Here is a 20,531-nt window from a genome sequence, read left to right as displayed (position 1 = left end):
GTCGCGCCATGCACTATTTCCTCTATCGCTATGCCGACGACCTCGGCCGCCCCGGATGGCGGCTGGAGAAGTTCCAGTTCAGCGACACCCTGACCGCGCGCGCGATGATCGAGCAGCGTCACGACGACACCGTACTGCGGCTGTGGCGCCTGCCCGGGCCGGCCAGCGGGCTGATCGACCTGATGATCGGCCTGACCCGCCGCCCGGTGCCCACCGAGGTGCTCGCCGAGTTCCTCCACAACCTCGGGGTGATGCTGCGCTGCGGCCTGCCGATCGACCAGGCGCTGGTCGAGCTGCGCGAGGAGAACCGACGCAGCCCGATGGCGCGGGTGATCAACGAACTCCACATCGGGGTCAGCGGCGGCAGCGCGCTGAGCGCGGTGATGGAGCGCCATCGCGAGATCATCCCCGGCACCGTGCTGTCGCTGATCGCCATCGGCGAGCAGTCGGGCAACCTCGACCGGGTGCTGCTCGACGGCGCGGCGCACCTCAACCGGGTGCGCGGCATCCGTCAGGACGTGCAGAAGGCGCTGATCTATCCGGTCTTCGTCACCCTGGTGGTGCTGCTCGCGGCGCTGTTCTGGATCGACTACGTGCTGCCCAACATCCAGCAGATGTTCCTGCAGATGAACGCCCATCTGCCACCACTGACGATCAAGGCGATGGCGGTCGCCGGCTGGCTGCAGCGGCTGATCGAGGACTGGTTCTGGGCGCTGCTCGCGGGCCTGGCGCTGACCATCCTGCTCATCACCCGCACCACCTGGCTGCGCCAGCGGCTCTACGCGCTGCTGTGGCGGTTGCCGATCTCGGGGCGGCTGATCCGCGACTCGGCGCTGGCCTTCATGACCGAATACCTGAGCCTGCTGATCCGCGCCGGGGTCAACCTCAGCGAGGCGCTGGCGGTGCTCGAGGAGGCGATGCGCAACCCGCACTATCGCGGCCACCTGCAGCGGGTACGCGAGGGCATCCGCAACGGCAGCCGGCTCAGCGACGAACTCCAGGCCACCGGCGTCTTCCCGCGGCTGATGATCCGTCTGGTGAGCGTCGGCGAGCAGTCGGGCAACCTCGACGAGCAGCTCGACTATCTCGCCGTCGAGTACCGCCGCCGGCTGCATCACACCGTCGACTCCCTGGCCGAGATCCTCAAGCCGCTGATGATCTCGATCGCCGGCGTCTTCTTCATCTTCGTGGTGGCCGTGTTCCTGCTCCCGGTCTACCAGTTGATCTCGCAGACCACCATGTACTGAGTCTCGCCCCAGGCCGCACCATGATCCCAGCACACTCGCACCCCAGCCCCCAACCTCCCCGACCGCGACCACCCGAGCGCGGCTTCGGGCTGATCGAGATGCTGCTGATCCTGACCTTCACCGCCAGCGCCATCTGGGGGGTGATGTATCTCACCCAGCAGACCCGCGACCGCAACGCCGAGGTCAAGGGGCAGGCGCTGCTCGAACTCGCCGATCGTCAATTGCTGCAGTTCATGGTGCGCGAACGCCGCCTGCCCTGTCCCGACGGCGACGGCGACGGCCACGAGGACTGCGCCGTCGACAAGGGCTATCTGCCCTACCGCACCCTGGGAATGGCCGCCGGCACCTACTCCGCCGGCGAGGTGCCGCTGCTCTACGGCGTCTATCGCGACAGCGCCGGCATCGACCTCACCCGTCACGATCACTTCTTCCACCCGCGCAACAGCGACGGCACCGAGTACCCTTTCACCGACGGCGCCGGGCACATCAATCTGCTCGACTACTGCATGGCGCTCGACACCGCCGCCGGCAAGGCGCTCGACACCGCGCTGCTGCACACCGAGGCAAGCGACGGGGCGCAACACAACGTCGCCTATGCGCTCGCCGTCCCCGGCCGGCTCAACGCCGACGGCCAGGGCAGCGACACCCTGGGGCTCTACGACGGGCTCAACCAGGCTCTCGACCGCCCGGTGTTCCACGCCCCCGGTACCCCGCTCACCCGCAACCGCTACGACGACTCGACCCTGGTACGCGGCTTCGCCGAGGTCGAGGGGGTGCTCACCTGCGACATCGTGCGCCGCAGCCTCAACCTGATGGCCGACGCGCTCGCCGTCCAGCAGGAGGTCTGCGACTTCACCAACTCGAACGTCGAATCGGCCTTCCTCGGCACCATCCTCGCCGGTGTCGGCACCGCGCGCAGCGCCGTCGACATCTACTCCACCGGGACCGGGATCGGCGCGGCCACCGAGCAGGTCACCGAGTCCGGCGTGCAGATCGCCCGCTCGGCGGCGACCTGCATCCCACCCTTCGTGCTGCCCGGTTGCGTCACCCTGCCGATCCACACCGCCGCCCTGGTGCTCGCCTCGACCGGGACCGGCCTGGCCTCGGTCGCGCTGGGTCTGTCCTCGGTCACCACCGCTGCGGCGGGCGTCTACACCGTCCAGTACGGGCTCATCTACGACAAGATCAAGGCCGGCTGCGATGCCGACTTCAACCCGCCGGAGGCCCCTGCGCCCGACTTCAGCGACAAGATCGCCGAGCTCGGTGACGACCTCGTCCAGGCGCGCGCCGACCTCGCCGCGGCGCTGATCCCCCGCGATGCCGCGCAGACCAAGGTGGAAACCAGAAAGACCGAGTGGGACGCGGCCACCGCCGCGATCCAGCCCAAGCTCGACGCCATGAACGCGCGCATCCCCGAGCAGATGGCGCCTTGGCTCGAACGCCTCGGCGACCTCGACCCCGACCTCGGCGCCGACCCCGCCGTCGAGGCCTGCATGCAGCAACAGATCGAGGGCGGCGCCACGCTGGAGGACGCCCGCGCCGCCTGCGGCATCAGCCTGGAGGAGGACCCCGGCGAGCCGGGCATGATCATCGCGCTCAACGGCCATGTCACGGCGCTGGAGGCCGAGATCAGCGCCCAGCGCATGATCGACATCAGCCAGGAGCCGTGCGACACCGGCAAGGCCAATGGCGCGACGCTCGACAGCGACGCCCGCGACAGCTTCTGCTCGACGCTTGCCGCCGGACGCGACGCCAGGGCCGACGCCCGCGCCCAGCAGACCGAGACGCTCGCCCAGGCCGATGCCCAGAAGACCTGGCTCGAGCAGGAGGCCGACAAATTCAAGACCTATGACGCCGCGCTGATCGCCGAGTACGCCGCGCGTCAGCCCCACTTCACCGCCCGCGCCGCGCTGAACACGGCGATCCAGACGGTGCTCGCCGACAGCGGTATCTGCAGCGGCGCCTCGAGCACCGACTGCGACACCCTGCGCAACCAGATCAACGCCGCGCCCGAGAGCACCGACTACACCGCCATCGGCACCGCGCTCACCAACCTCAAGGGCGCCTGCGGCGACTGTCAGAAGGTCAAGGACGCCGCCGCGCTCCGGCCCAACGCCAGCACCACCCAGCAGACCTGGATCAGCGCGCTCAACGCACTCAAGAGCGCCGGTCTCGCGCTCGAACCGCCGAAGACCGACGGCTTCGGCGACGGCGGCATGTGCGACGACGCCCAGCCCTGTGACCTCGCGCAACACATCCAGACCCTCTACGACCGCTATCTCGCGCTCGGCAATGCCCAGATCGAGCTGAGCCAGGCACAGATCGAGGTCGATCGCCTGACCGACGAGGTCACCAACCTGGAGCAGGAGATCGAGGGCTATCGCTGCGGCGAGCAGGGCAAGCAGTACGACCCGGACAGCGGCCAGTGCATCGCCCGGGTCGAGCCGGACCCGGGCGCGATCGGCGCCGACCCCAACCCGGACCTGCCCGACGAGTTCGACGACGTCGAGGCCCCCAGCCCGCTGCCCGATCGCTTCGAGCAAGAGGCCGGACTCGAGATCCTGGGCACCGCCGACGAACTGGGGACGGGACGATGAACACCAAGCAGCGCGGCTTCACCCTGGTCGAGATGTCGGTGGCACTGCTGGTCGGCGGACTGACCTTCATGGCCATGCCGCCACTGCTCGAGGCGCTCGGCGAACTCAATCGCGCCGAGCGCCCGGGGGGCGATCTCGAGCGGGTGCGTGAGGCGCTGATCGGCCATCTCGTCAGTCACGACCGACTGCCCTGTCCGGCGACGAGCGCGGCCAGCGGCGAGGCCGCAGCCGCCTGTGGCGGCGAGGTGGCGAGCGGGTTCGTGCCCTATCGCACCCTCGGGCTGACCGAACCGCCGCGCAACCCCCAGGGCTTCGCGTTGCGCTACGCCGTCGCCGGCCTGCTCACCGAGCCGACCGAACACTTCCACCCGCAACTCCCCGCCGCCGCCGGCTGGACCGCCCCCGGCCCGTGGAACCCGAGCACCAACGAAAGCGGGATCACCCAGCCCTCGGGCAGCGCGCCACCGACCTACAGCCCGCCGACGCCGGGGATCAACGGTCTCGATCTCTGCGTGGCGCTGGTCGAGGGCGCCCGCGAGACGCCGGCGGAGATGCTCGCGGTGCGCGCCCTCGACCGGCCCGACACCCGGGTGCGGATGGCGGTGGTGCTGGTCGACCCCGGCGCCGACGGGGTGGTCGACAGCGACAACCGGGCCACGCCATTCGCCTCGCCCGGACGGCGCGAACGCGACGCCCCGTCGGTCTACGACGACCGCGTCGAGGCGCTCGGCTTCACCACGCTGGCCGCGCTGCTCGACTGTCCCCGCCTGATCGCACGGGTCAACGCCTCGGCGCGCGACGCCTATGCCGCCGACGACCTCGCCCGCGCCCAGCAATGGTTCGAGGACTTCCGCCGCCTCGGTTACGAGATCCGTCACGACAACCTCGACCACGCCGAGACGGCACAGGAACATGCCATCGGCAGCGCGGTGTTCGACGTCGTCGGCAACCTCATCGGCACCGGTGATGCCTTGGCCACGGCCACCGGCGCCGCGGCCAAGGGCGGCGCGATCGCGTTGAGTGCCTATGCGATGGGCATGGCCGCCTACTCGATCACCACCGGCGCGCAGGACATCGAGGAGAAGAAGGAGGAGAAGGCGACCGCGCTGGAGCAGGCGCGCAACGCGCGCGACAACCTGCTGGAGGTGATCGACGATCGCAACACACGGGTCAACAACACCATGACCCTGGAACGACGCGGCTGGTACCAATGAACGCTTATCAACAAAAGGGCCTGAGCCTGATCGAGCTGTCGGTGGCGATGCTCGCGCTCGGCGCGGTGGCGATGCTCGCGGTCAAGCTGCTGCCGGCAACCCGCGAGGCGGTGCGCGAGTCCGAGGTCGCGCCACGCGTCGTCAGCACCCATGCCGCGCTCGAGGGCTTCGCCTTCGTTCATGCCCGTCTGCCCTGGGCGGACGCCGACGGCGACGGTCACGAGGACGAGGACACCGTCATCGGCCTGCTGCCCTATGTCGATCTCGGGCTCGGCGCGCCGCTGCGCAATGCCAGCGACTACGACTTCCTCTATGCCGTCTATGTCCGCCCGGACAGCGCCGACCCGCGCCTCGATACCGCGCTGACCGTCCGGCGCGACCGCCTCCACCCCTATCTCGCCGCGGGCCTGCCGCCGACCGGCGCGCCGCGCGCGCTCGGCGTGGCCAACAGCCTCGATCTCTGTCAGGCGCTCGGCACCGCACAGGACCAGACCTTCTCGACCGACCATGTGCACATCGCCTCGAGTACGGCGCAGGAGCACGTCGCCTATCTGCTGGTCGACCCCGGGACCGCCGATCGCGACGCCGACGGCTCGCTGTTCGACGGGCGCAACTCGCCCAACACCGCCACCCGCACCGCCTTCGAGCACCCCACCAGCCCGATCTCGGCGAGCAACGACGACCGGGTACACGTGCGCTATTTCAACGAGCTGCGCGAGCGCATGGGCTGCACCGGGGTGATCGCGGCGAGTGGACACGCTCACCCCAACGTCGAGACCACGCTGGCGATCTTCCGCCAGGCCGCACGCGACTATCGCGAGCAGCTCAAGGTGGTCAAGGAGATGGCCAGCGCCGACGTCCTCGGCGGCGCCTCCGACGTCGCCGCCGCCGCCTCCGGGATCGCCAGCGCCAGCGCCTCGCTGACCGTGGCCATCGCCGCCACCATGAACAGCTACGGCGCCAAGTCGGGCGCCGTCGTGGTGGCCACCAGCGGCGTCGCCGCCGCCGCCGGCGGGGCGGTGTTCGCCGCCCTGGCGCTGGTCGAGAAGGTCGAGATCGAGGACGAGGTCAAGGGCCGGCTCGACGAGCTCGACGACCTCATCGACAACCAGCTCGACCCGCTCTACGACTCCGTCAGGAACAATGTCCGCGCCCAGGACGCACTGGGCGTCTTCGATGACCAGCACCCGTGACCCCGCGATGAACCGACCAACCACCCCGCCACGCCGCGCCGCCGGCTTCACCCTGCTCGAACTGTCGATCGCGCTGATCGTGATCGGCATGCTGATCAGCATGGCCAAGGTCGGCGGCGATCTGATGCGCCAGTCGACCTATGTCAAGCTGATCAACGACTTCATCTTCATCGGCGGCTGGCACAACGCCTACGGCAGCTACACCGTCGGCCAGGGCCACGTGCTGCTCGACAACCCGGCCAGCCCCACCGGGCTGGTCAACGAGGGCAAGGGCGAGAGAAAGGAAGAGAACGCGGTCTGCGACAATGACCTGGTCAACGCCATGCTCGCCGCCGGCGTCAGCCTGCCCTCGGGGCGGGGAGTCGGGTTCGAGACCCACTACGGCTATCAGGACAGCAACGGCAACCCGCAGGACATGGAGGTCTGCTTCCAGGCCCTCGACTGGGCCGTCCCCGACGGCGCGATCGGCAGTTATCGCAAGGACACGCACAACGTGATGATCCTGACACGGGTCACCCCCGACCTGGCACGGATGATCGACGCCCAGAAGGATGGACTGGTCGATGCTCGCTTCGGCTGCGTACGCGAAGAGCAATACGCCGATCGTGACGACATCACCAGCAGTCGGAGCTGGAGTCTAGACAACAACACGGTCGACGAGGCGCAGATCGCGACCCTCACCGTCCATGTCTCGATGGACTGCAACTGACCCGCCCCGAACCCGAACCGTACGAGAGCCGAGCCCGCATCATGCCCGCCGATATCACCCCCAGCACCCCGCCAGGCCCCATCCAGCACAAGCGTCCGCTGCTCGGCGAGCAGCTCCTCGCCAGCGGCGCGGTCAACCGCTCGCAGATCGTCTATGCGTTGCAGAAACAGCGCGTCAGCGGTGAGCCGCTCGGCGCCCTGCTGATCCGGCTCGGACTGGTCACCGAGCAGGAGGTGGCGCGCTGTCTGGCGGTGCAGTACGACCTGCCCTACTGCCCCTTCGAGCAGTTGCCGCCACCACACGAGGAGGTCCGCGAGCTGTTCCGTCGCGAGCTCTGCATCAACCACGGGATGTGTCCCATCGACGTGGTCGACGGCGAGCTGCGGGTAGCGATGGGCAACGCCGACCCGCAGCGACTGATGGCGTTGATCGACCGGCGCACCGGGATGCGGGTCCGGCTGCTGCAGACCGAGTTCTCCGCCGTCCCCAAGCTGATCGCACAGCTCGGCGGGGACGAGTCGAGCGCCCTCGAGCGCGCCTTCGTGCAGGAGTACGAGAAGCTCCGGCTCGACCAGCAGAACACCCTCTCGACCGACACCCTGCTCGCGCGCATCCTCCACTATGCCGTGGCCGAACGCGCCACCGACATCCACATCCAGCCCGAGTCGCGCTCGATCCATCTCTCCTTCCGCATCGACGGGGTACTGCTGCCGGTCTACTGCATGGAGCCGGTGCTGGCGCGGCTAACCGCCGCGATCAAGGTGCGTGCCGGCATGGACATCGCCGACAGCCTGCTGCCGCAGGACGGTCGCTTCACCACCACCGTCAATGACGACACCTACGACGTCCGCGTCTCCACCGTGGTCACCCCGCACGGCGAGAACGTGGTGCTGCGTCTGCTGCCCACCGGGGCCTATATCAGCGGGCTCGACGAACTCGGCTTCCTGCCCGCGCACCTGCCGCTGCTCCAGGCGCTCTTCGAACAACCCCACGGCATCATCCTGATGACCGGTCCCACCGGCTCGGGCAAGACCACCACCCTCTATGCCGGACTGCGCGCCCAGGGGCTCACGGGCAAGAACATCATCACCGTCGAGGACCCGATCGAGTACTCCCTGCCCTTCGCCACCCAGACCCAGGTCAACCGCCGCGCCGGCTACGGCTTCGACCAGGCCATCACCCATTTCCTGCGCCACGACCCCGACATCATGCTGGTCGGCGAGATCCGCGACGGCGAGACGGCCGAGGCGGCGATGCGCGCGGCCGAGACCGGCCACCTGGTGCTCTCCACCCTGCACGTCAACGGCGTGTTTGCGGTGGTCAACCGGCTGCGCACCCTCAAGATCCCCGCCGCGACCATCGCCGAGGCACTGATCGGCGTGGTCAACCAACGTCTCGCCCGACGGCTCTGCGAGCACTGTCGCCAGCCCGACCTCGGCGACGACCTCGCCCGCGACCTGGCCGAGCGCGGCGAGCCGCTGTATCGCGGCGTCGGCTGCCCACGGTGCCGCCACACCGGCTATCACGGCCGGGTGCTGGTCTATGAACTCCTGCTGATCGACGAGACCCTGGCGCACTGGATCGGCGAGGGCGCACCGCGCGGCGGCGTGGAGATGCTGGAGCGACCCGGACGCTATGTGGCGATGCGCGAGGTCGCGCTGCAGCGACTGCGCACCGGTCAGACCAGTCGCGAGGAGCTGCGCCGACTGTTCGGCCCCCAGTTCATGGAGACACTGGAGCAGCCCGCGGCCTGAGCCACGCCACAGAACGGTCACGCAATCGTCACGCCCAGGCCAACACCCACTGGTCGCGCGAGCGGGGATGGAGGCGTACCATCGATCGGGTCGCCTTCCCTGACACCATCGTTTCAGGATGCTGCCATGTACGCCACTCCACAGACCAGCGACGGCTGGATCACCAAGGTCGTCGAGCGCACCGACGAGGGATTCCTGGTCGAGGCCCGTTTCGCACTCGGCCCCGAGTTCCGCTCCCGCGTCGCCGGGCGTGAGTCCGAGCTGCTGTTCGCCGCGCGCAGCCGACTGGCGCGACTGGGGATCAACATCGTCCCCGCCGCGCCGGCCCCGACCTTCGACCACACCTATTGCGACCTGCGCCTGCAGATCGTCGCCGCCATCGCCTCCTACGGCATCGGCGAGCATCTCGAGCGCATCGTCGTCCCCGGACTGCGCGTCGGGCGACTGGTGTTCTGTCCCGAGGACACCCGACTCGACTCGACCGAGATCCACCGACTGATCCGCGACAACGCCATCCAGGTACCCTCCGGCTTCTCGATCGACAGCAACGGCTATCTGATCCTGCGCCCGCAGCGCCAGATCTTCCATTTCGCCCAGCCGCTCGGTATCGAGCAGGTCACCGCCATCGCCACCCATGCCGACGGCAAGGACCTGCTCAACCGGTTGCAGATCCGCGAGCCGGTCGAGCACATCGAGCTGCCCCCGCGCGACGGGCTGGTCACCGCCTGCTCGATGTTCCTCCATCGTCACTACGTGGTGCTGCGCAACCTCGACGAGGCGCTGGGGCTGCACCTGCAGGCCACGGTGCTCGATCCGATCACCACCCGGGGCACCAACATCTATCTCGAGTTCATCAACCGCTCCGACCAGCTCATCATCAACCCCAGCGTCGCCGCCACCGTCCACGAGGCGATCGCACTCGAACCCCGTCGTCGCTACTGGCACGGCGGCCCCGAGCGTCAGGGCGAGCCGGGCAACCAGCCCGACCCGGAGTTCGAGACCCTCAAGGCGGTGTTCGACCGGCTCGAGAGCGGCGCCAACCGCGACCACTACTCCCACCGGATGATGGCGATCAGCCACGCCCCCGCGCGACTGCGCGTCGGCGACGAGCCCGAGCACATCTGGACCCAGCCGCAGACCCCGCCGGATCCGCGTCGCGGCACCGAGCTCGCCGCCGGGCTGGTGGCCGAGGGACTGAGGCTCGACACCCGCCCCGAGTGCGGCACCTCGGTGCTCTCCGAACTCCCCGACGGCGCGCGCGCCACCCTGCTGCTGGGCTACTTCCCCAACCTGGTCGAGCACACCGAGATCTGCGCCGCCGCGCTGCAGCAACGCATCGGCCGGATCATCTTCCGCCGCGCCTCGTTCGAGCACGGACACTTTCTCTCGGCACGCGATCATGGCCGGCTGGCCGACTACGAGGGACTGGGGATCGAGGTGTTCTGGTGCAACGACGCACGGGGGCACGTGGTCAAGCACGTCTTCCGCGGGCTGCGCGGCTACTTCACCGCACCGGAGAACGTCTCGCGCTTCCACGACACCCTGGTGTTCGCCATCTACGGCTCGACCAGACCGCTCAACGACCACGGCATCGCCCAGGTCGAGCGCCTGCTCACCAACCTGCGCGGACTCTTCGGCAACGACATCAGCATCCTCACCGGCGGCGGCCCCGGGGCCATGCAGCAGGTCACCGACGTGGCCCACGAGATGGGGCTGATGGTCGGCTCGAGCTTCATCGAGACCATCGATCAGAAGCCCAACGACAGCGCCGACTTCTACCAGACCTTCCAGAGCCGCAGCCGACAGTCGCGCCAGCGCTGGTTCGAGATCGCCAGCTTCCACATCTTCCTCACCGGCGGCGTCGGCACCCTCGAGGAGATCGGCCTGACCCTCACCGACATGAAGCTCGGGGTGATCGAATCCGGCCCCCTGGTGTTCTTCGACGGCTGCGGCGACGGCTTCTACTGGGAGGGCCTGCAGACCCAGCTCGCGCACATGGCCGACCAGGGCCGGATGCCGCACTGGCTGCTCGACGACATCCTCATGACCAGCGACCCCGACGCCGTGCCCAGGTTCTACAAGCAGGCGTTGCGGCTGGGTTGAGAAAGGGGGATCAGCGATCAGCCACCAGCGGTCAGCCTCCAGTAGGGAAAGGTCGGCCTTCACTCATCGCTGCGGCTGAATGCACACGCCCGCTGGTAGTTGGTGACTGGTGACTGGTGGCTGGTAGCTGGTAGCTGGTAGCTGGTAGCTGGTAGCTGGTAGCTGGTAGCTGGTGACTGGCAGCTGGCGGCTGGCGGCTGGCGGCTGGCGGCTGGCAGCCATAGCCCGATCCCCCCGTGACTTCTGTGAACAAAAGCCGCACAATCGAGCGAGGGGCCGACGCCCGCCGGGCGTCGGTGGTCAATGTCAGCCGGGGGCCGCGCACCGCGCCAGCCACCGAGAGCCAAGGGTCGAATTGATCCCGAGACATCCGCCGTGCCGACAGTCCTGACCTTCGAACATCCGCTCAACGAGCGCACCCGGACCTTCCTCCGGCTCGAACACCTGTTCGAGCGCTTCGATCACTTCGCGCCCCAGCCCGAGGATTGGGCGACGCGCGCCGCGCTCGAGAGCCTGATCGAGATCGTCGCCATCACCGCCCGCGCCGATGTGCGCAACGAGCTGCTCAAGGAACTCGAACGCACGCTCGAGACCCTGCGCCGCATCGCCTCGCGGCCCGGCGTCGACCCCGGCGCCCTGGAGCGCGTGCTCAGCGACCTGGAGCGCTCGCGTAACGCCATCCTCGCCATCGATGGTCCAATCGGCCAGATCGCCCGCGAGGACGACTTCCTCAAGGGCGTCGCCCAGCGCAACAGCATCCCCGGCGGCAGCTGCAGCTTCGATCTGCCGCAACTCCACCACTGGCTGCTGCAACCGCCCGAACAGCGTCAACAGCGTCTGGCCGACTGGCTCGAGGACCTGCGCCCGGCCCACCAGGCGATCGCGCTGACACTCTCGCTGGTACGCGCCAGCGCCCCGCCGCGTCAGGCCATGGCCGAGGCGGGCTTCTATCAGGAGGCGCTGGAGACCCAGGTGCCGCCACAACTGGTGCGCATCGGCGTCGATGCCAACAGCGGACTCTACCCCGAGGTCAGCGGTCACAAGAACCGCTTCAGCATCCGCTTCATGACCATCGAGAGTGAAGAGCGCCCGGCCCAGACCAGCGACGACATCCCCTTCCGACTGACCTGCTGTCTTTTCTGATCCATGTCCATCACCGTCCCCTGCCCCAACTGCGCCGCCCCCGTCGAATGGAGCGAGCACTCGCCCTGGCGCCCCTTCTGCAGCGAGCGCTGCCGCCTCATCGACCTCGGCGAGTGGTTCAACGAGAACCACCGCATCAGCGAACCGACCGACCCCGAGATCCCGCCCCAGCAGACATCGCCGGAGCATTGAGTCGGCCCAGGCCAGCGGCCAGCGGCCAGCGGCCAGCGGCCAGCGGCCAGCGGCCAGCGGCCAGCGGCCAGCGGCCAGCGGCCAGCGGCCAGCGGGATTGAACCGCAAAGCCGCCAAGGACGCAAAGACACTGACCGACCTTCAGCGAGCGGCCTGAAGTCTAGGTTTGCAGTCAACTGCGGCGCACAAGACGATCCAGCCTCCTCACTGGAGGCTGGCAGCTGGAAGCCCTTCTTCTCTTCGCGCCCTTTGCGGCTTTGCGGTTCAACCCGCTGGCGGCTGGTCGCTGGAAGCTGACTCGAACCGCGAAGACACCAAGGACACGAAGGGGTTTTGGGCGTGGATGACGGTCGATTCCCGGCCAACAGCGACCCGTCCCGGGCAAAGCGCAGCGTGCTCGGTGCCTGCGTGCGCCTCGATGGGCACGCTGCGCTTTGCCCATCCTACGACGCTGGCGGCAAGTAGCTGGTGGCCGGTAGCTGATGGCTGGCGGCTGGCCGCTGAAAGCTAGTCGCCGGGCCACAGCCCGCGGATGGCGGCGATGCCCTGGGCGCCGAGGTCCCAGGCGGTGTCGAGGTCGTCGCGGGTCATGCCGCCGAGGGCGTAGACCGGAACATTGGCGGTGGCGGCGATGGCGGCGAAACGCGACCAGCCGAGGGCCGCGGCGCCGGGGTGGGTGGCGGTCGTCTTGACCGGTGAGAGCAGCGCGTAGTCGAGCCCGAGGGTGGCGATACGATCGAGCTCGGCGGCATCGTGACAGGCGGCGCCGACCAGCTCGCCGGGCGCGCCGGGACGCGCGCCCAGCCGCGCGAGCAGGCTCGAGCCCAGGTGCAGCCCGTGACGCGGCACCCCGACGACCTCCTCCGGGGCGCGATTGAGGAGCAGCCTGGCACCATGACGCTCGCAGCGCTCGAACGCCTGCTCGGCCAGCGCGCGATAGGCGGCGGCGCCGAGCGCATGCGCGCGCAGCTGCACCAGTCGCACCCCGTCCTCCAGGGCGCGCTCGAGCCGGCGCAGGAACTGCCCGGTGTGCTCGGGATCGGCCCCGGTGATCAGCATCAGCGGGGGCAGGCGCAGCGCGGTGATGATCGGCCGGTCGGCGGCGGGGAAGTCGTCGGGGTCCATCGTCTCGGGGTGTACCCAGTCGAGCGGTTGGCCTTCGCGCCCCTCGGGCGTGCCGGCATAGCGCTCGACCCGGTGGACGTCGAGCAGCACCCGCCGGTCGCCGTAGTGATGACGCACCCGGATCAGCGGTCGGCTGTGCTCGACACGGATACCGAGTTCCTCGTCGAGTTCACGGGCGAGCCCGGCGATGGGCGACTCGCCCGTCTCGAGCTTGCCGCCGGGGAACTCCCACAGCCCGCCCTGGTGCACGCCCTCGGGACGGCGGGCGATGAGGATCCGGCCCTCGTGGTCGGCGATGGCGCCGACCATGACATGGATCTCGGCGGGATCGCGATCAGCTGCGGTATTCGGCGTTGATGCGGACATAGTCGTAGGACAGATCGCAGGTGAGTACCTGGGCCTCGGCCTCACCGCGGCCGAGATCGACACGGATGAGGATCTCGGACTCGGCCATCACCGCAGCGCCGGCGGCCTCCTCGTAGTCGGCGGCACGCCCGCCGTCGCGCACGATCGCCACATCACCGAGCCACACCTGCACCCGGTCGATGTCGAGCGACTCGACCCCGGCGCGACCGATCGCGGCGAGGATCCGGCCCCAGTTGGGATCGGAGGCGAAGAGCGCGGTCTTGACCAGCGGCGAGTGGGCGATGGTATAGCCGACCCGACGCGCCTCGTGCCAGTCGCGCGCGCCCTCGACGGCGATGGTGACCAGTTTGGTCGCGCCCTCGCCGTCCTTGACGATGGCCCGCGCCAGCTCGGTGCAGAGCGACTCCAGCGCCTCCTGCAGGGCCGTCGCGTCGGCGCTCGCCGGATCGCTGACCGGCGCATTGCCGAGCGCGCCGGTGGCGGCGAGCACGCAGGCGTCGTTGGTCGAGGTGTCGCCGTCGACGCTGACGGCATTGAAGGAGCGATCACTGGCCGTCTGCAACGCCTGCTGCAGCACCTCGGGGGCGATGGCGGCGTCGGTGGCGATAAAGGCGAGCATGGTCGCCATGTCGGGGCAGATCATCCCCGAGCCCTTGGCCATCCCGGTGAGGGTCGCGGTCTGTCCGCCGCACTGGAAGCGGCGTGAGGCGAGCTTGGGGAAGGTGTCGGTGGTCATGATCGCGCGTGCCGCCGCCGGCCAGGCGTCGGCGGCGAGCACCGGCAGCAGCCCCGGCAGCGCGGCGCTGAAGCGCTCGACCGGCAGGTGCTCGCCGATCACCCCGGTGGAGAAGGGCAGCACCTGCTCCGAAGCGCAGCCGGCCAGGCCGGCCAGCGCGCTGCAGCTCGCCTGCGCCGCCTCCAGCCCCTGTCGACCGGTGCCGGCGTTGGCATTGCCGGCGTTGATCAGCAGATAGCGCGGCGCGGCGCTCGCGAGATGGCGGCGCGCCAGGGTCACCGGTGCGGCACAGAAGGCGTTGCGGGTGAACACCGCGGCGCAGGTCGTCCCCTCGGCCAGTTCCATCGCCACCAGGTCGTCACGCCCCTGGTAGCGGATACCGGCGGCACAGGCGCCGAGACGGATGCCGGAGACCGGCAGGAAGTCGATCGTGTCGGTGCTGGTCATGGTCTCAGTTCGCCTTGCCGTGACACTGCTTGTATTTCTTGCCCGAGCCACAGGGACAGGGCTCGTTGCGCCCGATCTTGCGACCGTCGCGGACATAGGGCGCATCGCCCTCGGGTTGCGCGGCGCGTGCCGCCGGGTCGGCGTCGGGCTTGGGCTCGGCCTGGTCGGTGTCGAGTCCGGTGAAGGTCTCGTGCTTGAACTCGAAGTCGGCGCTCGGCGCGGACTGGCGCTCGGGCAGGTCGGCGGCGGTCTGGATCTGCAGCTTGGCGAGGGTGCCGATCACCTCCTGCTTGATCGCCTCGAGCATCGCCGAGAACATCTCGAAGGCCTCGCGCTTGTACTCCTGCTTGGGGTTCTTCTGCGCATAGCCGCGCAGATGGATGCCCTGGCGCAGATAGTCCATCGCGGCGAGGTGGTCCTTCCACTGCGCGTCGAGCGTCTGCAGCATCACCGCCTTCTCGAGCTGGCGCATGTTGTCGGCGCCGATGAGCTGCTCCTTCTCGCCGTTGCGCGTCTCCAGGGTCTGGGCGATGCGCGCGCGCAGCGTCTCCTCATGGAGCGAGTCGTCCTCCTCGAGCCAACGGCGCAGCGGCCAATCACCGCCGAAGTGCTCGGCCAGGGCCTCCTCGAGACCGGGCAGGTCCCACTGCTCCTCGAAGCTCTCCGGCGGGATGTAGCCGTTGATCACCTCGGTGAGGACGTCGGCGCGCATCGCGGCGACGGTCGCGCTGACGTCGTTGACGTCCATCAGCTCGCGACGCTGGCGATAGATCACCTTGCGCTGATCGTTGGCGACGTCGTCGTACTCGAGCAGCTGCTTGCGGATGTCGAAGTTGCGTCCCTCGACCTTGCGCTGGGCGTTCTCGATCGCGCGGGTCACCCAGGGGTGCTCGATCGCCTCGCCCTTCTGCATGCCGAGACGCTTCATCAGCGCGCCGACCCGCTCGGAGGCGAAGATGCGCATCAGATTGTCTTCGAGCGAGAGATAGAAGCGGGTCGAGCCCGGATCGCCCTGACGCCCGGAGCGGCCGCGCAGCTGGTTGTCGATGCGCCGCGACTCGTGACGCTCGGTGCCGATCACGTGCAGACCGCCGGCCTCGCGCACCGCCGCGTGACGCTGCTCCCAGTCGGCGCGCAGCGCCTCGACGTCGGCATCGGGGCCGGCGGCCTCGAGTTCGGCCTCGAGGTTGCCGCCGAGGACGATGTCGGTCCCTCGACCGGCCATGTTGGTGGCGATGGTCACCGCGCCGGGGCGACCGGCCTGGGCGATGATGCCGGCCTCGCGCTCGTGCTGCTTGGCGTTGAGCACCTCGTGGCCGAGTCCCTCCTTGGTGAGCAGCCGGTCGACCAGCTCGGAGGTCTCGATCGAGGCGGTGCCGACCAGCACCGGCTGACCGCGCGCAACGCAGTCACGCACGTCCTCGATGATCGCCTGATACTTCTCGTCCTGGGTGAGATAGACCAGGTCGCCACGGTCGTCGCGGATCATCGGCTGGTTGGTGGGGATCACCACCACCTCGAGGCCATAGATCTGCTGGAACTCGTAGGCCTCGGTGTCGGCGGTGCCGGTCATGCCCGAGAGCTTGGGGTAGAGCCGGAACAGGTTCTGGAAGGTGATCGAGGCCATCGTCTGGTTTTCGGGCTGGATGTCCACGCCCTCCTTCGCCTCGACCGCCTGATGCAGCCCCTCCGACCAGCGCCGCCCCGGCATGGTACGGCCGGTGAACTCGTCGACGATGATCACCTGACCGTCACGCACGATATAGTCGACGTTCTTCTGGAACAGGGCGTGCGCACGCAGCGCCGCGTAGACATGGTGCATCAGCGCGATGTTGCCGGGGTCGTAGAGGCTCGCGCCGGCCTCGAGCAGTCCGGCCTCGAGCAGCATCTGCTCGACGCGCTCGTGGCCCTCCTCGCTGAGATAGACCTGGCGCATCTTCTCGTCGACCGAGTAATCACCGGGACCGAAATCGGGCTGACCGTCCTCGTTGGTGGTCGGCTCCTGACGGGTCAGCCGCGGGATCAGCGCGTTGACCTGGTTGTAGAGCTCGGTGTTGCCGTCCGAGGGACCGGAGATGATCAGCGGCGTGCGCGCCTCGTCGATGAGGATCGAGTCGACCTCGTCGACGATGGCGTAGAAGGGATCGCGCTGCACCCGCTGCTCGGCCGAGAAGGCCATGTTGTCGCGCAGGTAGTCGAAGCCGTATTCGTTGTTGGTGCCGTAGGTGATGTCGGCGGCATAGGTCTCGCGCCGGGTGACCGGGCGCAGGTGACGGTAGCCGGCGTCCCCGCTGGGCACGTAGTCGGGATCGAAGCGGTAGGAGGCGGCGTCCGGCCCCATGCCGCCGGAGGAGTTGATGACGCCGACCGAGAGCCCGAGGAAGTGATAGAGACGTCCCATCCAGGCCGCGTCGCGACGCGCCAGATAGTCGTTGACGGTCACCACGTGCACGCCCTTGCCGGGCAGCGCATTGAGATAGGCGGCGAGGGTCGCGACCAGGGTCTTGCCCTCACCGGTGCGCATCTCGGCGATCTTGCCGTCGTTGAGCACCATGGCGCCGACCATCTGGACGTCGAAGTGACGCATGCCGAGCACCCGTCGTCCGGCCTCGCGCACCACCGCGAAGGCCTCGGGGAGCAGCGCCTCGAGGGCTTCGCCGCCGGCCAGCCGCTGGCGAAACTCGGGCGTCTTGGCCGCGAGCGCCTCGTCCGACAACCGCTCGAGTTCGGGTTCGAGTGCATTGATCTTCGCGACCGATTTCAGCAGCGACTTGACCAGGCGATCGTTGCGGCTGCCGAAGACCTTCTTGAGCAGTTGAGTGACCATCGAATTGACTGAAACCTGTCCTGGGAAAATCGGGAAATTGTACCGGATTTACTTGACCCTTGCGGGACCGCCGGGGGCGGAGCGAACGAGGCCCCCGCAGGGCGCACGGCATGACGAGGGACGCGTGACACGCCCCGGTGAAGCTGCAGACGACGCTCAGCCGCCCGACTGATCGGCACCGGCGTCGGCCAGGGTGCGCTTGGGCGTCTTGCCGAGATAGGCCATGGGGTCGACCGGCTCGCCGTCCTTGAGCACCTCGAAGTGCACGTGCGGACCGGTGGCGACGCCCGACGAGCCGACGGTGGCGATCTTCTGGCCCCGGCGCACCATCTGCCCGACCTCGACCAGGTTCTTGCTGTTATGGGCGTAGCGGGTGATCAGCCCGTCCATGTGACGGATATCGACCACCCAACCGTAGCCATTGCGCCGGCCGCTGAACTCGACCACGCCATCGGCAGCCGCAGCGATCGGGGTGCCGCGCGGACTGGCGAAGTCGACACCGCTGTGGAACAACCGCACCTTGCGTGTCGGATGGATGCGATAGCCGAAGTTGGAGGTGATATAACCGGAGGCGACCGGCCAGTTGGTCGGCAACGCCTGCGCCTTGAGCCCCTGCTCCATCACCACGCCCTCGATCACCCCGAGCTTGCGCTGGCGATCATCGATGAGGCTGGCGACGCTGCCGAGTTCGCTGACCAGCTCCTTGATGGTGTAGTCGCGCACCGGTCCCTCGGCGGGTCCACCCTGCGGCGGCGGTCGATCGAAGTCGAACTCCTCGGCGTCGAGCCCGGACATCTGCACCAGCCGCGCGCCGAGCGCATTGAGTCGCAGCAGTTCGGCCTGCATCTCACCGAGACGGGCGGCGAGCGCGTTGATTTCATCGGTGGAGGGGTTGGCGGGGATCGAGAGGGTGGATGCGGAGGCGGGCGGTGGAGCAGGCGGCTCGATGCGGGTGAGGGACTGACCGGTCAGGAATCCGATCCCGCCGCCACCGAGGGCGCAGGCCCCGAGGGCCAGCAGGATCACCTGGCCGCGCAGGGCCTTGCTTCGATCGAGATGATGCATCGCTTCTCTCTACGGTTGGGCTCACGCCAGAGGGCGCGAGTTTATACTATGGCGACGTGATTTGATCATGGCTTTGCCGAGACGGCCCCATTGGCGATCGACCGGAAACGCCCGATGATTGAATACCTACGCCTCATGGATATCATCGGGCACCAGTGCACGCCTCATCCTCGACACAGCGACAGCCCGCAGTGATGCCCGACCGGCCCAAGACGATCCACGACCTGCTCTGGAACAACCCCATGGTGCGCGACCGGCTCGCCCGGCGACAGCGTGAGCTCGAGCTGCTCGAGGCCGCTCGTCAACGCGTCCCCGGTGGGTTGCAGCGTCACTGCATCGACGCCCACCTCGAGGACACCACCCTGGTGCTGGTACTCGACTCGCCGGCGTGGGCCACCCGCGCGCGCTTTCTCGCCCGCGATCTCGGCGCCGCGCTGGCCGCGCGCGACCTCACCGCGGTGCGCATCCAGACCCGGCCGCCGCAACCTCAGCGCCAGCACGCTCCCAAGGCCCAGGTCGGTACTCCGCGTCGACTCTCAGCGGCAACCGTCGAACACCTGCGCACCGCCGCCGAACACCTCGACGACCCCGAGCTCGCCGCCACGCTCAGACGGCTCGCCGAGCATCATGCCGAGGACGACACCTCGAGCGACTGAGCGCAGGGGCACGGGCGCACGCAAACGACCGATCGATGCCTCGGCATCGATCGGTCGTTGCTGCAGTGGATTGGCTTGGGCGGGGCACGGTCATCATCGTCGCCCCGCCCCGACCCGGCGACTCAGATCGCGGCCACCGGCTGACCATAACCGATGGGAGCGCACTCACCGTCCTCGAAGCTGACCTCCTCCCAGGCGGCGGTGTCGGCAACCAGGGCGCGGACCAGCATGTTGTTGAGTGCGTGTCCGGACTTGTGACCGCAGAAGGCGCCGACCAGCGAGTGGCCGAGCAGGTACAGGTCACCGATGGCGTCGAGCATCTTGTGACGCACGAACTCGTCGTCGTAGCGCAGGCCTTCCTCGTTGAGCACCCGGTACTCGTCGACCACCACGGCGTTGTCGAGACTGCCGCCGAGGGCGAGATTCTGCTGACGCAGCGCCTCGATCTCCTTGAGGAAACCGAAGGTCCGGGCGCGGCTGACCTCGCGCACGAAGGAGTGGGTCGAGAGGTCGATACTGGCGCGATTGACCCGGGCGTGGAAGGCCGGATGATCGAAATCGATGGAGAAATCGACCCGGAAGCCGTGATAAGGCGTGAAGCGGGCGAACTTGTCACCGTCACGCACCTCGACCGGGCGCTTGATGCGGATGAAGCGCTTGGCCCTGGGCTGCTCCTCGACACCGGCCGACTGGATGAGGAAGACGAAGGGCGCGGCGCTGCCGTCCATGATCGGTACCTCGGCGGCACCGAGGTCGACATAGGCGTTGTCGATGCCGAAGCCGGCGAAGGCGGCGAGCAGATGCTCGACGGTGGAGACCCGCACGTCGCCGCGCACCAGGGTGGTGGAGAGCCGGGTGTCGCCGACATTGAAGGGCGTGGCCTGGATCTCGACCGGGGTGTCGAGATCCACCCGCCGGAACACGATACCGGTATCCGGGGCGGCCGGACGCAGGGTGAGCGCGACCTTCTCACCGGTGTGGAGTCCCACGCCGGTGGTCTGGATCACGGTCTTCAAGGTGCGTTGCTTGATCATCGCCCGGGTTACCCCTCGCTATCCACGGCGGCCGACGGCGATCCCTGCCGGTTGCCGTTCGAGTACCGCGCGGGACCGGTTCAACCGATCCCGCGCCGTTCGTCCTGTGCTCGATTCATGTGC

The 20,531-nt window shown here is 68.6% G+C and carries 15 protein-coding genes; 10 read left to right on the top strand and 5 right to left on the bottom strand.

The window, feature by feature from the left end; all coding sequences use genetic code 11:
* Positions 1-8: 8 nt before the first annotated feature.
* The 9 genes from EDC29_RS03630 (at position 9) to EDC29_RS03585 (ending at position 12,152) form a co-directional block, all read left to right on the top strand.
* Positions 9-1,247: a type II secretion system F family protein gene (locus EDC29_RS03630; protein ID WP_123139998.1), complete on the top strand. Its 1,239-nt coding sequence runs from the start codon at positions 9-11 to the stop codon at positions 1,245-1,247.
* Positions 1,248-1,267: 20 nt separating this feature from the next.
* On the top strand, positions 1,268-3,844 hold the full coding sequence (locus tag EDC29_RS03625) for a PulJ/GspJ family protein (RefSeq protein ID WP_132228602.1): 2,577 nt from the start codon (positions 1,268-1,270) through the stop codon (positions 3,842-3,844).
* Positions 3,841-5,058: a type II secretion system protein gene (locus EDC29_RS03620; protein ID WP_132228600.1), complete on the top strand. Its 1,218-nt coding sequence runs from the start codon at positions 3,841-3,843 to the stop codon at positions 5,056-5,058. Before EDC29_RS03625 ends, EDC29_RS03620 begins: the two co-directional genes overlap by 4 nt.
* On the top strand, positions 5,055-6,251 hold the full coding sequence (locus EDC29_RS03615; RefSeq protein WP_123140001.1) for a type II secretion system protein: 1,197 nt from the start codon (positions 5,055-5,057) through the stop codon (positions 6,249-6,251). Before EDC29_RS03620 ends, EDC29_RS03615 begins: the two co-directional genes overlap by 4 nt.
* Positions 6,252-6,258: 7 nt before the next feature.
* Complete coding sequence (locus EDC29_RS03610) at positions 6,259-6,960, top strand: type II secretion system protein (protein WP_165913429.1); 702 nt, start codon at positions 6,259-6,261, stop codon at positions 6,958-6,960.
* A gap of 41 nt (positions 6,961-7,001) precedes the next feature.
* Entirely contained in the window at positions 7,002-8,714 is a 1,713-nt protein-coding gene (locus tag EDC29_RS03605; protein WP_132228596.1) for a GspE/PulE family protein, read from the top strand.
* Between the two features lie 126 nt (positions 8,715-8,840).
* Entirely contained in the window at positions 8,841-10,817 is a 1,977-nt protein-coding gene (locus EDC29_RS03600) for an LOG family protein (protein WP_123140004.1), read from the top strand.
* Positions 10,818-11,192: 375 nt separating this feature from the next.
* On the top strand, positions 11,193-11,960 hold the full coding sequence (gene zapD / locus EDC29_RS03590; RefSeq protein ID WP_123142015.1) for a cell division protein ZapD: 768 nt from the start codon (positions 11,193-11,195) through the stop codon (positions 11,958-11,960).
* 3 nt (positions 11,961-11,963) lie between these two features.
* Positions 11,964-12,152 (top strand): DNA gyrase inhibitor YacG, encoded by a 189-nt coding sequence (locus tag EDC29_RS03585; RefSeq protein ID WP_123140006.1) that lies wholly within the window; start codon positions 11,964-11,966, stop codon positions 12,150-12,152.
* A gap of 507 nt (positions 12,153-12,659) precedes the next feature.
* Here EDC29_RS03585 and EDC29_RS03580 read toward each other — a convergent pair.
* The 4 genes from EDC29_RS03580 to EDC29_RS03565 form a co-directional block, all read right to left on the bottom strand.
* A complete protein-coding gene (locus EDC29_RS03580) occupies positions 12,660-13,586 on the bottom strand; it encodes a Nudix family hydrolase (protein WP_123140007.1) in 927 nt (308 codons plus the stop codon).
* Between the two features lie 25 nt (positions 13,587-13,611).
* The gene (argJ, locus tag EDC29_RS03575) at positions 13,612-14,826 is read right to left on the bottom strand and encodes a bifunctional glutamate N-acetyltransferase/amino-acid acetyltransferase ArgJ (protein ID WP_123140008.1); all 1,215 of its coding nucleotides are present in this window, start codon (positions 14,824-14,826) and stop codon (positions 13,612-13,614) included.
* A gap of 4 nt (positions 14,827-14,830) precedes the next feature.
* On the bottom strand, positions 14,831-17,653 hold the full coding sequence (secA, locus tag EDC29_RS03570) for a preprotein translocase subunit SecA (RefSeq protein WP_123140009.1): 2,823 nt from the start codon (positions 17,651-17,653) through the stop codon (positions 14,831-14,833).
* Positions 17,654-17,809: 156 nt separating this feature from the next.
* Complete coding sequence (locus EDC29_RS03565; RefSeq protein WP_123140010.1) at positions 17,810-18,718, bottom strand: M23 family metallopeptidase; 909 nt, start codon at positions 18,716-18,718, stop codon at positions 17,810-17,812.
* Between the two features lie 194 nt (positions 18,719-18,912).
* Here EDC29_RS03565 and EDC29_RS03560 point away from each other — a divergent pair, with 194 nt between their 5' ends.
* A complete protein-coding gene (locus EDC29_RS03560; protein WP_123140011.1) occupies positions 18,913-19,374 on the top strand; it encodes a DciA family protein in 462 nt (153 codons plus the stop codon).
* Between the two features lie 122 nt (positions 19,375-19,496).
* Here EDC29_RS03560 and lpxC read toward each other — a convergent pair whose 3' ends face one another.
* Positions 19,497-20,408 (bottom strand): UDP-3-O-acyl-N-acetylglucosamine deacetylase, encoded by a 912-nt coding sequence (gene lpxC, locus EDC29_RS03555; RefSeq protein ID WP_062277320.1) that lies wholly within the window; start codon positions 20,406-20,408, stop codon positions 19,497-19,499.
* Positions 20,409-20,531: the final 123 nt, after the last annotated feature.

Source organism: Marichromatium gracile (assembly GCF_004343155.1).
Taxonomy (GTDB): domain Bacteria; phylum Pseudomonadota; class Gammaproteobacteria; order Chromatiales; family Chromatiaceae; genus Marichromatium; species Marichromatium gracile.
Note: the sequence above shows the minus strand (reverse complement) of the source record. Positions and strands in the feature narration are given on the sequence as shown.